10 protein-coding genes are annotated in these 13,099 nt (G+C 71.6%); 7 read left to right on the plus strand and 3 right to left on the minus strand.

Features of this window, described 5'->3' with window-relative positions; genetic code table 11:
- Positions 1–117 precede the first annotated feature (117 nt).
- From AMK29_RS06215 to AMK29_RS06235, 5 genes are all read left to right on the plus strand, one after another.
- The gene (locus tag AMK29_RS06215; RefSeq protein WP_073808729.1) at positions 118–789 is read left to right on the plus strand and encodes a spermidine synthase; all 672 of its coding nucleotides are present in this window, start codon (positions 118–120) and stop codon (positions 787–789) included.
- A gap of 71 nt (positions 790–860) precedes the next feature.
- Positions 861–1,598 carry a response regulator transcription factor gene (locus tag AMK29_RS06220; protein WP_073808732.1) on the plus strand — a complete coding sequence of 246 codons (738 nt, stop codon included), beginning with the start codon at positions 861–863 and terminating at the stop codon, positions 1,596–1,598.
- 68 nt (positions 1,599–1,666) lie between these two features.
- A complete protein-coding gene (locus AMK29_RS06225; protein ID WP_382620211.1) occupies positions 1,667–2,716 on the plus strand; it encodes a HAMP domain-containing sensor histidine kinase in 1,050 nt (349 codons plus the stop codon).
- Between the two features lie 268 nt (positions 2,717–2,984).
- The gene (locus AMK29_RS06230; protein ID WP_073808735.1) at positions 2,985–6,791 is read left to right on the plus strand and encodes a multifunctional oxoglutarate decarboxylase/oxoglutarate dehydrogenase thiamine pyrophosphate-binding subunit/dihydrolipoyllysine-residue succinyltransferase subunit; all 3,807 of its coding nucleotides are present in this window, start codon (positions 2,985–2,987) and stop codon (positions 6,789–6,791) included.
- A gap of 125 nt (positions 6,792–6,916) precedes the next feature.
- Complete coding sequence (locus AMK29_RS06235) at positions 6,917–7,102, plus strand: DUF6104 family protein (RefSeq protein WP_030207192.1); 186 nt, start codon at positions 6,917–6,919, stop codon at positions 7,100–7,102.
- Between the two features lie 179 nt (positions 7,103–7,281).
- On the opposite strand, the gene AMK29_RS06240 is transcribed toward AMK29_RS06235, so the two are convergent.
- On the minus strand, positions 7,282–8,112 hold the full coding sequence (locus tag AMK29_RS06240; RefSeq protein WP_073808738.1) for a hypothetical protein: 831 nt from the start codon (positions 8,110–8,112) through the stop codon (positions 7,282–7,284).
- Between the two features lie 147 nt (positions 8,113–8,259).
- Between AMK29_RS06240 and AMK29_RS06245 the strand changes: the two genes are divergently transcribed.
- Together AMK29_RS06245 and AMK29_RS06250 are read left to right on the plus strand one after the other, a co-directional pair.
- Positions 8,260–9,135, plus strand: a complete 876-nt coding sequence (locus tag AMK29_RS06245) for a DUF4097 family beta strand repeat-containing protein (protein ID WP_073808741.1) — start codon at positions 8,260–8,262, stop codon at positions 9,133–9,135.
- A gap of 1 nt (position 9,136) precedes the next feature.
- The gene (locus AMK29_RS06250; RefSeq protein WP_073808744.1) at positions 9,137–10,036 is read left to right on the plus strand and encodes a PadR family transcriptional regulator; all 900 of its coding nucleotides are present in this window, start codon (positions 9,137–9,139) and stop codon (positions 10,034–10,036) included.
- Positions 10,037–10,302: 266 nt separating this feature from the next.
- Here AMK29_RS06250 and AMK29_RS06255 read toward each other — a convergent pair whose 3' ends face one another.
- Together AMK29_RS06255 and AMK29_RS06260 are read right to left on the minus strand one after the other, a co-directional pair.
- Positions 10,303–11,268, minus strand: coding sequence for a zinc-binding dehydrogenase (locus tag AMK29_RS06255; RefSeq protein ID WP_073808747.1), 966 nt, complete (start codon positions 11,266–11,268; stop codon positions 10,303–10,305).
- 195 nt (positions 11,269–11,463) lie between these two features.
- Positions 11,464–12,675, minus strand: coding sequence for an NAD(P)-dependent malic enzyme (locus AMK29_RS06260; RefSeq protein WP_073808750.1), 1,212 nt, complete (start codon positions 12,673–12,675; stop codon positions 11,464–11,466).
- Between the last annotated feature and the right edge of the window lie 424 nt (positions 12,676–13,099).

A 13,099-nucleotide genomic window follows, 5' to 3' on the forward strand; every position in this document is an offset into this window, starting at 1 on the left:
CGGCGGCTCGGCGTACCCGTGAGCGCACGACCGCGTTATGTGTTTGTCCACTCCGCCTCCGCCCCGCGAGGATGGCGGGGACCGTCTGCCGAGCCGACGAGAACGGAGAGACGAACGATGTCGGGACCCGTGACCCTCGACCGCCGTGAAGGGCCGTACGGAGAGGTCGTCCTGCGCCGCCACGACGAGCGCTACGAGATCATCGCCAACGGGACCTTTTTGATGGACACCTCCGACGGGCGCTCCGAGCGGCGTCTGATCGACGCGGCGCGGGACGCCCTGCCCGACGGTTCCCGGGTCGGCGCGACCGTCCTCATCGGTGGTCTCGGGGTCGGTTTCTCCCTCGCCCATGCCGCCGCCGACCCCGGCTGGGGCCGGATCACCGTCGCCGAGCGGGAGGACGCGATCATCGACTGGCACCGGCAGGGGCCGCTCGCGGCGATCTCCGGGCGGGCGCTCGCCGATCCGAGGACGGTGATCCTGCACACGGACCTCGTGGAGTACCTGCGTACCTCCACGGACACCTACGACGCCTTGTGTCTGGACATCGACAACGGCCCCGACTGGACGGTCACCGAGGACAACGAATCCCTGTACGGGGCCCGGGGATTGGCGGCCTGCGCGGACCGCCTGAACCCGGGCGGAGTGCTCGCCGTGTGGTCCGCCCAGCCCTCGGCGGAATTCGAGGAGTCGTTGCGGAATGCCGGATTCAGCGGGGTACGGACGGAAGAGATCCCCGTTGCCCGGGGCGTCCCCGACGTGGTCCACCTCGCCGTCCGCCCCGGATAGCTCCTGGATAGCCGGGACGCCGCCGGTACCTCTAGGCTGCTGCACCGACATCGGCGACGCGAGGCGGGGCAATGGAGCAGACACACACCACTCACCACGGTGCGGCGGCCACTCCGGGGGCTCAGCGACGTGTCCTGGTGGTCGAGGACGACGCGACGATCGTCGAGGCGATCTCCGCGCGGCTGCGCGCCGAGGGCTTTCTCGTCCAGACCGCGACCGACGGTCCGGCGGCCGTGGAGGCGGCGGAGGCCTGGCAGCCGGACCTCATGGTCCTGGACGTGATGCTGCCCGGTTTCGACGGCCTGGAGGTGTGCCGCCGGGTCCAGGCCCAGCGCCCCGTCCCGGTCCTCATGCTGACCGCCCGCGACGACGAGACGGACATGCTGGTCGGGCTCGGCGTCGGCGCGGACGACTACATGACCAAGCCGTTCTCGATGCGTGAGCTGGCGGCCCGGGTGCACGTGCTGCTGCGCCGGGTCGAGCGGGCCGCGCTCGCGGCGGTCACTCCGCGCAGTGGCATCCTTCGCCTGGGCGAACTGGAGATCGACCACGCGCAGCGCCGGGTCCGGGTGCGCTCCGAGGACGTGCACCTGACGCCGACCGAGTTCGACCTGCTGGTCTGCCTGGCGAGCACGCCCCGGGCGGTCCTCTCCCGTGAGCAGCTCCTCGCCGAGGTGTGGGACTGGGCGGACGCCTCGGGCACCCGGACCGTGGACAGCCACATCAAGGCGCTGCGCCGGAAGATCGGGGCCGAGCGCATCCGCACGGTCCACGGCGTCGGTTACGCGCTGGAGACCCCGGCGCTGTGAGCCGGCGGGGGCCCGGGGGGCCGGGGGCGCGCGGCCCGGACGGCGGGGCCCGCAGGCCGCGCCGGATCGTGATCTCGATCAAGACCAAGCTGGGCGCGCTGGTCGTCGGCGCGGTGCTGCTGACCTCCGGCCTGGCCCTGGTGGCGATCCGCACGTCGACGGAGTTCCGGTACATCACGATCTTCGCGATGATCGCGACCCTGCTGATCACGCAGTTCGTGGCCCAGTCCCTGACGGCGCCGCTCGACGAGATGACCACAGTGGCCGGGACGATCTCGCGCGGCGACTTCACCCGCCGGGTGCGGGGCGCGGACCGGCGGGACGAGCTGGGCGACCTGGCCTCGACGATCAACCGCATGGCGGACGACCTGGAGGCCGTCGACCGGCACCGCAAGGAGCTGGTGGCCAACGTCTCGCACGAGCTGCGGACGCCGATCGCCGCGCTCAGGGCCGTACTGGAGAACGTCGTCGACGGGGTGTCCGAGGCGGATCCGGAGACCATGCGGTCGGCGCTGAAGCAGACCGAGCGACTGGGGCGGCTGGTGGAGACGCTGCTCGACCTCTCACGCCTTGACAACGGTGTCGTCGCGCTGCGGGCGAGTCGCTTCGAGGTCTGGCCCTATCTGTCGGGGGTGCTGCGGGAGGCGAACCTGGCCGCGTCGCAGCGCGGCCTCTCGTCGACCTCGGGGCTCCACAACCGTACGGACGTGCACCTGCACCTGGACGTGTCGCCGCCCGAGCTGGTGGCGCACGCGGACGCCGAGCGGCTGCACCAGGTGATGGCGAACCTCATCGACAACGCGGTGAAGCACTCGCCGCCGCACGGCCGGGTCACGGTGCGGGCCCGCCGCGGGCCGTACCCGGACTCGCTGGAGCTGGAGGTCGAGGACGAGGGTCCCGGCATCCCGGAGTCGGAGCGGCACAAGGTCTTCGAGCGCTTCAACCGGGGTTCCACCCGGCACCGGCAAGGTCCGGGGAGCGACGGCGGCACGGGGCTCGGTCTCGCGATCGCCCGCTGGGCGGTCGATCTGCACGGCGGCGGGATCGGTGTGGCCGAATCCTCACGTGGGTGCCGCATCAGAGTCACTCTTCCGGGCAGCCTTCCTCCGAGGGATTGACGTAGGGTTCGAACCGGAAGAGCGCGTTCTGCGTGTACGTGAGCAGGACGTGTCAGGGGTGCGGCCGAAGAGGGCCGTGCCTGCGCTTTTCCGTACCCTCACACCAGGGGAACCCCGGTTGTTTCCCGCCATTCACGACCCCGAAACACCCCGTCAAGTGTGACTTGCGCGACGTTGGAGCGCCCGGCCTGCACCTCCCGGCCGGACAGGCGTAGCCTTTATTTCCGCTGTCCATCACCTTGTGAAGCGGAAGAGGGCGGTTGCCGCCGTGTCGTCTCAGTCCCCCAGTACCCCGAGCTCCCCGACCGACCAAGACGGGCAGGGCCAGAACCCTGCTACCGCCTTCGGTGCCAATGAGTGGCTCGTCGACGAGATCTACCAGCAGTACCTCCAGGACCCGAATTCGGTCGATCGTGCCTGGTGGGACTTCTTCGCCGACTACAAGCCCGGAGCGTCGGAGACCCCGACCGCCCCGGCGCCCACCACTCAGGGCGTGCCCGCCGCGCCGCAGACGGGCCCCGCACAGGCCGCGCCTGCCGCTCCGGTAGCCGCTCCGGCCCCCGTGCCCGCCCCGGCCTCCGCCCCGGCCCCGGCCGCCGCCAAGCCCGCCGCGGCTCCGGCCGCCCCGGCCGCAGCGAAGCCCGCCGCCGCTCCGGCGAAGGCCGCTCCGGCCCCGGCCAAGGCCCAGGAGGCCACCGAGGCCCCCGCCGGCCCGGAGCTGATCACGCTGCGCGGCCCCGCCGCCGCGGTCGCGAAGAACATGAACGCCTCCCTGGAGGTGCCGACGGCCACGTCCGTCCGCGCCGTCCCGGTGAAGCTGCTCTTCGACAACCGGATCGTGATCAACAACCACCTGAAGCGCGCCCGGGGCGGGAAGATCTCCTTCACGCACCTCATCGGCTACGCGATGGTGCAGGCGATCAAGGCCATGCCGTCGATGAACTACTCCTTCGCGGAGAAGGACGGCAAGCCGACCCTGGTCAAGCCGGAGCACGTGAACTTCGGTCTCGCGATCGACCTGGTGAAGCCCAACGGCGACCGCCAACTCGTCGTCGCGGGCATCAAGAAGGCCGAGACGCTCAACTTCTTCGAGTTCTGGCAGGCGTACGAGGACATCGTCAAGCGCGCCCGCGTGGGCAAGCTGACGATGGAGGACTTCACCGGCGTCACGGTCTCCCTGACCAACCCCGGCGGCCTCGGCACCGTCCACTCCGTGCCGCGTCTGATGCCCGGACAGTCGGTCATCATGGGCGTCGGCTCGATGGACTACCCGGCCGAGTTCCAGGGCACCTCCCAGGACACCCTGAACAAGCTGGGCATCTCGAAGGTCATGACCCTGACCTCGACGTACGACCACCGGGTCATCCAGGGCGCCGCCTCCGGCGAGTTCCTGCGCGTCGTCGCCAACTTCCTCCTCGGCGAGCAGGGCTTCTACGACGACATCTTCAAGGCCCTGCGCATCCCCTACGAGCCGGTCCGCTGGCTCAAGGACATCGACGCCTCGCACGACGACGACGTCACCAAGGCCGCGCGCGTCTTCGAGCTCATCCACTCCTACCGGGTCCGCGGCCACGTCATGGCCGACACCGACCCGCTGGAGTACAAGCAGCGCAAGCACCCCGACCTGGACATCACCGAGCACGGCCTCACCCTGTGGGACCTGGAGCGGGAGTTCGCGGTCGGCGGCTTCGCCGGCAAGTCGATGATGAAGCTCCGCGACATCCTCGGCGTGCTCCGCGACTCGTACTGCCGCACCACCGGCGTCGAGTTCATGCACATCCAGGACCCGAAGCAGCGCAAGTGGATCCAGGACCGCGTCGAGCGCCCGCACTCCCGCGTGGAGCGCGAGGAGCAGTTGCGGATCCTGCGCCGGCTGAACGCGGCGGAGGCCTTCGAGACCTTCCTGCAGACGAAGTACGTCGGCCAGAAGCGCTTCTCCCTGGAGGGCGGCGAGTCCGTCATCCCGCTGCTCGACGCGGTCATCGACTCGGCCGCCGAGTCGCGCCTCGACGAGGTCGTCATCGGCATGGCCCACCGCGGCCGGCTGAACGTCCTGGCGAACATCGTCGGCAAGTCGTACGCGCAGATCTTCCGCGAGTTCGAGGGCAACCTCGACCCGAAGTCGATGCACGGCTCCGGCGACGTCAAGTACCACCTGGGCGCCGAGGGCATCTTCACCGGCCTGGACGGCGAGGAGATCAAGGTCTCCCTGGCCGCGAACCCCTCGCACCTGGAGGCGGTCGACCCGGTCCTGGAAGGCATCGTCCGCGCCAAGCAGGACGTCATCAACAAGGGCGGCACGGACTTCACCGTCCTGCCCGTCGCCCTGCACGGTGACGCGGCCTTCGCCGGCCAGGGTGTCGTCGCCGAGACGCTGAACATGTCGCAGCTGCGCGGCTACCGCACCGGCGGCACGGTCCACATCGTCATCAACAACCAGGTCGGCTTCACCGCCGCCCCGGAGTCCTCGCGTTCCTCGATGTACGCGACCGACGTGGCCCGCATGATCGAGGCGCCGATCTTCCACGTGAACGGCGACGACCCGGAGGCCGTGGTCCGCGTCGCGCGGCTCGCCTTCGAGTTCCGCCAGACGTTCAACAAGGACGTCGTGATCGACCTCATCTGCTACCGCCGCCGCGGTCACAACGAGGGCGACAACCCGCAGTTCACCAACCCGCAGATGTACAACCTGATCGACAAGAAGCGTTCGGTGCGCAAGCTGTACACCGAGTCGCTCATCGGTCGCGGCGACATCACCCTCGAAGAGGCGGAGCAGGCGCTCCAGGACTTCCAGGGCCAGCTGGAGAAGGTGTTCGCGGAGGTCCGCGAGGCCACGGCCGCCCCGGCCCCGGCGCACGTCCCGGACGCCCGCGCCGAGTTCCCGGTCGGCGTCACCACCGCGGTCTCCGCCGAGGTCGTGAAGCGGATCGCCGAGTCGCAGGTCACCGTCCCGGAGCGGATCACGGTCCACCCGCGTCTACTGCCGCAGATGCAGCGCCGCGCCGCCTCCATCGACGACGGCACCATCGACTGGGGCTTCGGCGAGACCCTCGCCATCGGCTCCCTGCTGATGGAGGGCACCCCGGTCCGGCTCTCCGGCCAGGACTCCCGCCGCGGCACCTTCGGTCAGCGTCACGCCGTCCTGGTGGACCAGGAGACCGGCGAGGACTACACCCCGCTGCTCTACCTGACCGACGACCAGGCCCACTACAACGTCTACGACTCGCTGCTCAGCGAGTACGCGGCGATGGGCTTCGAGTACGGCTACTCGCTGGCCCGTCCGGACTCCCTGGTCATCTGGGAGGCCCAGTTCGGTGACTTCGTCAACGGCGCGCAGACCGTCGTCGACGAGTTCATCTCCTCGGCCGAGCAGAAGTGGGGCCAGACCTCCGGCGTCACGCTGCTCCTGCCGCACGGCTACGAGGGCCAGGGCCCGGACCACTCGTCCGCGCGCCCCGAGCGCTTCCTCCAGATGTGCGCCCAGGACAACATGACGGTCGCCATGCCGACGCTGCCGTCGAACTACTTCCACCTCCTGCGCTGGCAGGTGCACAACCCGCACCACAAGCCGCTCATCGTCTTCACCCCGAAGTCGATGCTGCGTCTGAAGGCCGCGGCGTCGAAGGTGGAGGAGTTCACCACCGGCGGCTTCCGCCCGGTGATCGGTGACGCGACGGTGAACGCGGCCGACGTCCGCAAGGTCGTCTTCTGCGCCGGCAAGGTCTACTACGACCTGGAGGCCGAGCGTCAGAAGCGCGGCGCCACGGACACGGCGATCATCCGTCTGGAGCGCCTGTACCCGCTGCCGGGTGCCGAGGTCCAGGCCGAGATCGCCAAGTACCCGAACGCCGAGAAGTACCTGTGGGCCCAGGAGGAGCCGGCGAACCAGGGTGCCTGGCCGTTCATCGCGCTCAACCTGATCGACCACCTGGACCTGGCGGTCGGCGCGGACATCCCGGCGGGCGAGCGCCTGCGCCGGATCTCGCGTCCGCACTCCTCCTCCCCGGCGGTCGGCTCGGCCAAGCGCCACCAGGCGGAGCAGCAGCAGCTGGTCAACGAGGTCTTCGACGCCTGATCCTCGTACGACGACGTACGGAGGCCCGGCACCCCGCGTGGGTGCCGGGCCTCCGGCGTGTCCGGGGGCCGTGAGGGGCGCCGGGGGCCGTGAGGGGCGCCGGGGGCACGGCCTATCCTGATCGCATGTACTTCACGGACCGTGGCATCGAGGAACTGGAGAAGCGGCGAGGCGAGGAGGAGGTCACCTTCGAGTGGCTCGCCGAGCAGCTGCGGACGTTCGTCGACCTCAACCCCGACTTCGAGGTGCCGGTCGAGCGCCTGGCGACCTGGCTGGCCCGTCTGGACGACGACGAGGACGACGAGGAGTAGGCAGGGCGACGGGTACGCGGGGTCGGCGAACGCACGGGCCGACGGGCCGGCGGGCCGGCGGGCCGGGCGGCGAACGCGGGTCGGCCCGCCCCCGCGTCCGCGTGCGAGGTCGGCCGACTCCACGTACGCGCGCGTGGTCGCGTGCGTGGTCGCGCTTTCTCGCGTACGCGCGCGTGTGGTCACGCTTCCCGTAGCCGGTCGTAGGCGAGTCCGAGCGACCCGTGCGCGACGAGCAGCGCCCCGGCGGTCACCCAGCCACCGCTGCGTCGGCCGAGGCCCCAGAGCAGCAGCGGCAGGCCCGCCGCGAGCTGCGCCGCGCCGAGTGCGCGCGCCCTGGGGCCGCGGAGGTACGGCCCGAGGGGGCCGCTCTCCATCACCTCGAGTTCGGCGCGTACGACGCCTCTCCCCCACGCGCCCGTGTGGCCCGGCCGTTCGACCTGCTCGGCTCCGTGGGCCAGGGCGAGGGTACGGAGCCGGTCGGCGCTCTCGCCGGGGTGGAGTCCGGTCGGCAGGGCGAGCCCGGTGCGGCCGAGGACGGCGACGACCCCGAGGAGCCGGCCGGGGGCGTCGGCGTCCGGGTCGGGCGCGGTGAGCGGTTCGAGGGCCTGTACGTCGAGCACGGGGTCGAGGTCGAGCCGGGCGGCGAAGGTGCGGATGGCCTCGTCCTCGCCCACGGGAGTGCCGTCCGCGAGCCAGGTGTAGCCGACCGTACGGCGGAAGCCGGCGGCGAGCGTGAGCCCGGCCCTGTCCCGGTCCCACCAGAGCGCGACGACGGGCCAGGTCACGGCCGAGACGGCGAGGGCGGTGGCCCAGCCGGTGACGACCTGTTCGACGGGTTCCCCGCCGTGGAGCCAGGGCTTCCCCTCGGGGACGATCACGCTCCAGGCGTCGCCGGCCGGGGCGAGGAGCAGCTGTTCCCCGATCAGCTGCGCGGGCGGACGGACCGCCGCGGCATCGGCGCGGCAGAGCAGCAGCGCCCCGGCGGGGCTCGGTCCGGATGTCGCGTTCATGGGCCCACGCTAGGCCAATTTGTCCGGTCAAGGCGGGGTTTGCGCACCCTGTCAGGGAAGAGTCAGGGTTGACTCGCCCCGGCCGCGATATATCGTGTCTTTCGAGAGACGCGATATGTTGCATTGCCGAAGCGGGAGGTCAGCACCATGACAGAGTGGTCCGTCACCGAGCCGACGAAGCTGGCGCCGGCCGATCCCGTGACCCGCCTGCAGATCCGCATCGTCAGCGGCACGGTGAACGTGGTGGGGACGGACGAGAGTTCCGCCCGCGTGGAGATCAGCGAGATCGAGGGCCCGCCGCTGACCGTGACCCAGGACGGCTCCGCGCTGACCGTGGGGTACGACGACCTGCAGTGGAAGAACATCCTGAAGTGGCTCGACCGCAAGGAGTACCGGCGCCGGGCGGTCGTCTCCGTGGCCGTCCCCGCGGGGGTCGACGTGGAGGTCGGAGTGGTCGGGGCCGAGGCCGTCGTCACGGGCATCCGGGGACGTACGGAGGTGCGCGGCGTCAGTGGTGACACCACCCTCCTCCGGCTCTCCGGCCCGGTCCGCGCCGAGAGCGTCTCGGGCAATCTGGAGGCCCAGTCGGTCACGGGTGCCCTCCGGGTCAACTCGGTGACCGGGGACGTGACGGTGATCGAGGGCGCGGGTTCCTCCGTCCGGGCCGAGACGGTCAGCGGCGACATGGTGATCGACCTCGACCCCGCCGACCTCGACGGGCCGCCCGCCGACATCCGCCTCGCCAGTGTGTCCGGCGAGGTCGCCATCCGGCTCCCCCACCCGGCCGACGCCCGGGTGGAGGCGAGCACCACGAGCGGCTCCGTGTCGAACGCCTTCGACGACCTGCGGGTCGGGGGCCAGTGGGGTGCCAAGTCCCTCACCGGCACCCTGGGCGCGGGCCGCGGCACGCTCAAGGCGACGACCGTCTCCGGCTCCATCGCCCTGCTCCGCCGTCCCGAGCCGGACGGTGACGCCGGCCCCACCCCCTCGTCCGCCTCCTCCGCGTCCGGAAAGGTGCTCTGACATGCCGCCCGTCTTCGCGCACGGCCGCCTCCGCCTCTATCTGCTCAAGCTGCTCGACGAGGCCCCGCGCCACGGCTACGAGGTGATCCGCCTCCTGGAGGAGCGCTTCCAGGGGCTCTACGCGCCCTCGGCGGGCACGGTCTATCCGCGGCTCGCCAAGCTGGAGGCCGAGGGCCTCGTCACCCACGCCAGCGAGGGCGGCCGGAAGGTCTACTCGATCACCGACGCGGGCCGCGCCGAGCTGGCCGGACGCGACGCCGAACTGGACGACCTGGAGCGGGAGATCCGCGAGTCGGTGTCGGAGCTGGCGGCGGAGATCCGTGACGACGTGCGCGGCGCGGCCGGCCGGGTGCGCAGCGAGATGCGCGCGGCGGCGGGCCGGACCCGGGCGGCGGAGTCGTCCTCGTTCGCCGAGGCCAAGGAGGAGCTGCGCCGGGTGGGGCAGGAGTGGAAGGAGCAGGCCCGCCAGGCCCGCGCCGAGGCCAAGTCCGCCCGCCACCAGGCGAAGGAGTTCCAGCGGATCGCCCAGCAGGTGCAGGAGGAGGTCCAGGACCGCTTCTCGCGGGGCGACTGGCCCAAGGGGGTCTGGGAGGGGCTCTCCGGCATCACGGCGCAGCTCGGCGACCTCGTGACGGGCACGACCCACCCGAAGGCCGCCGGTCAGGAGCCGCCGTTCACGACGGCCCCGGCCGGTGAGGCGCCGGAGTGGGCGCGGGACACGGAGGGCTCGGGCGATCCGGCCCGCGACCTCGACCGGCTCCTCGACCGCTTCCGCGACGACATCCGCGACGCGGCCCGTGACCACGGGGTGAGCCGGGACCAGCTGGCCGAGGCCCGCGCCCAGCTGTCGACGGCGGCCCTCAGAATCACCGGTCTGCTGGGTTCCCGCCCCTCCGCGTGACCGAAGGGGCGTGCGCCCGAGGCCCGGGTGGCCAGGACCGCCACCCGGGCCGGGACCGCCACCCCGGCCGGGACCGCCACCCCGGCCGGGACCGCCGCCCGGGCCGGAACCGCCACCCGGGCGGGCTCCCGGCCGTCGGGTGGAGAGCGCTCCGGACGTCCCCTGGGCAGCGCACGGGCGCCGCGTGAGGCGTGGCTGCCCGGGGCTCGTCAGGGGGGCGGGCCACCACGAGGTCGCCGAGGGCCTCGCAAGGCTCCTGAGGGGCCTCAGGAGGCCGTCAGGACGATCTTCCCGAAGAGGTCGCCGGAGGCCAGCTTCTCGAAGCCCTCCCGCGCCCGGTCGAGCGGCAGGATCTCGTCGAGGACCGGTCGGACGCCCGTCGCCGCGCAGAAGGACAGCAGGTCCTCCAGCTCGTCCTTGGAGCCCATGGTCGAGCCCACCACCTTGAGCTCCAGGAAGAAGATCCGGGTCAGCTCGGCGTGCGCGGGCCGGTCGCCGCTCGTGGCGCCCGAGATGACGAGGGTGCCGCCCGGCCGCAGCGACTTGACCGAGTGGGACCACGTGGCGGCACCGACGGTCTCGATGACCGCGTCCACCCGCTGCGGGAGACGCGCGCCGGGCTCGTACGCCTCGACGGCGCCGAGTTCGACGGCCCGCTTGCGCTTGGCCTCGTCGCGGCTGGTGGCGAAGACCCGCAGTCCGGCGGCCTTGCCGAGGGCGATCGCGGCGGTGGCGACTCCTCCGCCCGCTCCCTGGACGAGCACCGAGTCCCCGGGGCGTACCCCGGCGTTGGTGAAGAGCATGCGGTAGGCGGTCAGCCAGGCGGTGGGCAGGCAGGCGGCCTCCTCGAAGGACAGCTCCTTCGGCTTGGGCAGCACGTTCCAGCGGGGCACGGTCACCCGCTCGGCGAAGGTGCCCTGGTAGCGCTCGGTGAGGATGGACCGCGGCTCGTCGGGTCCGACACCGTGGCCCGTCTGGCCGATCACGGAGTGCAGGACGACCTCGTTGCCGTCCTCGTCGATGCCGGCGGCGTCGCAGCCGAGGATCATCGGCAGCTTCTCCTCGGGCAGCCCGACCCCGCGCAGCGACCACAGGTCGTGGTGGTTGAGCGAGGCGGCCTTGACGGTGACGGTGGTCCAGCCCGGCCGCACCTCGGGTTCGGGGCGTTCGCCCAATTCGAGGCCGTTCAGCGGCTGGTCGCGGTCGATTCGGGCAGCGTAGGCAGCGAACATGGCCCTGACCCTAGGGCGCCGCGGACGGCGAGGGGAACCACGCCCCGGTGTGACCCGTGTCGCCCGGCAGTCCGCCCCCCGCCGCCCGGACGGACGCCGAAGGGCCCCGTCCCGGCGTACGGAACGGGGCCCTTCGGCGTACCGGTGGACCGAACCTGCCGACGCGCCCGCACCAGGCGCTCCGGCGGGCGCGCGTCAGCGGCGGGCGACGCCCTCGGCGCGGGCGGCGGCGGCGACCGCGGCCGCGACGGCCGGGGCGACCCGCTCGTCGAACGGCGACGGGATGACGCAGTCGGCGGAGAGCTGGTCGGTGACGACGTCCGCGATGGCGTTGGCGGCGGCGATCTTCATGCCCTCGGTGATCCGGGAGGCCCGGACCTGGAGCGCGCCGGCGAAGATGCCGGGGAACGCGAGGACGTTGTTGATCTGGTTCGGGTAGTCCGAACGGCCGGTCGCCACGACGGCCGCGTACTTGTGCGCGACGTCGGGGTGGACCTCGGGGTTCGGGTTGGCCATGGCGAACACGAAGGCGTTCGGGGCCATGGCGGCGACGGCCGCCTCGGGGACCGTACCGCCGGAGACGCCGATGAAGACGTCCGCGCCCGCGAGGGCGCTCTCCAGGGAGCCGGTGAGCCCGGCCTTGTTGGTGAGCTCGGCGAGCTCGCGCTTGACGTCCGTGAGGTCCTCGCGGTCGCGGCTGACGATGCCCTTACGGTCGGCGACGGCGACGTCCCCGAGGCCCGCCTCCAGGAGGAACTTGGCGATGGCGACGCCGGCCGCACCCGCGCCGGAGATGACCGCGCGCAGGTCGCCGAGGGTCCGGCCGGTCAGCTTCGCCGCGTTCCGGAGGGCGGCGAGGGTGACGATCGCGGTGCCGTGCTGGTCGTCGTGGAAGACCGGGATGTCGAGGCGCTCCTGGAGCTTGCGCTCGATCTCGAAGCACCGCGGTGCCGAGATGTCCTCCAGGTTGACGCCGCCGAAGGACGGGGCGAGCCGGACGACGGTCTCGACGATCTCGTCGGTGTCGGTGGTGGCGAGGGCGATCGGGACCGCGTCCACGCCGCCGAACTGCTTGAAGAGGATGGCCTTCCCCTCCATGACCGGGAGGGAGGCCTCCGGGCCGATGTCGCCGAGGCCGAGCACTGCCGTACCGTCGGTCACGACCGCGACGACCTGGGACTTCCAGGTGTAGTCGTTGACCAGCTCGGGCTGCTCGGCGATCGCGGTGCACACCTTGGCGACGCCGGGCGTGTACGCGAGGGACAGGTCGTCCCTGTCCCGCAGGGGAACGGTGGCCTGCACGGCCATCTTGCCGCCCCGGTGGAGGGCGAAGACAGGATCGAAGGGCTCCTCCGGAGCTCCTTCCGTACCACTGTCATTGCGAGGATTGACGATCTCCGCTGCCATTGGGTTGACCCCTTAAGTCTGTTTCATTTGAGGGTGGCCACTCCCGGTTGAGGAGGGGTGGGGAGGCACCGCGGCCGCCGTGTCTGGCAGCCGCGCGGGCGCGCCGCACAACGCGCCCTGAGCCCCGGATGAGGGGTGTAAGGATCCTTCTTACCGGACGGACGGCACCGCAGACGAGTCCATAACCGCTCGGTGACGCGACTCATACCGAGCGCATCCGTACGGGTACGGAGAACGACACGTCACCCGATGTCCCGATAGATGCGAAGCCCACCCGATTGGCCGCCTTCGGCTCGTCCGAATGGCGAGATAATCAGGAGATTCTTCGGTGGCGGGGAAGGGATCCCGCAGAAGATCCGGCCTTGATGTACCGGCCTGTCGGCATTCGGCCGTCACCCGTTACCCGATTTTGACATCCGTGGCC

It is taken from the genome of Streptomyces sp. CB02261 (assembly GCF_001905665.1).
Lineage (GTDB): Bacteria > Actinomycetota > Actinomycetes > Streptomycetales > Streptomycetaceae > Streptomyces.

Excerpts from the sequence above, each read along its gene's own strand:
- AMK29_RS06215 (WP_073808729.1), top strand. The coding sequence starts at position 118 with ATGTCGGGACCCGTGACCCTCGACCGCCGTGAAGGGCCGTACGGAGAG.
- AMK29_RS06220 (WP_073808732.1), top strand. The coding sequence starts at position 861 with ATGGAGCAGACACACACCACTCACCACGGTGCGGCGGCCACTCCGGGG.
- AMK29_RS06235 (WP_030207192.1), top strand. The coding sequence starts at position 6,917 with ATGTACTTCACGGACCGTGGCATCGAGGAACTGGAGAAGCGGCGAGGC.
- AMK29_RS06240 (WP_073808738.1), bottom strand. The coding sequence starts at position 8,112 with ATGAACGCGACATCCGGACCGAGCCCCGCCGGGGCGCTGCTGCTCTGC.
- AMK29_RS06245 (WP_073808741.1), top strand. The coding sequence starts at position 8,260 with ATGACAGAGTGGTCCGTCACCGAGCCGACGAAGCTGGCGCCGGCCGAT.
- AMK29_RS06250 (WP_073808744.1), top strand. The coding sequence starts at position 9,137 with ATGCCGCCCGTCTTCGCGCACGGCCGCCTCCGCCTCTATCTGCTCAAG.
- AMK29_RS06255 (WP_073808747.1), bottom strand. The coding sequence starts at position 11,268 with ATGTTCGCTGCCTACGCTGCCCGAATCGACCGCGACCAGCCGCTGAAC.
- AMK29_RS06260 (WP_073808750.1), bottom strand. The coding sequence starts at position 12,675 with ATGGCAGCGGAGATCGTCAATCCTCGCAATGACAGTGGTACGGAAGGA.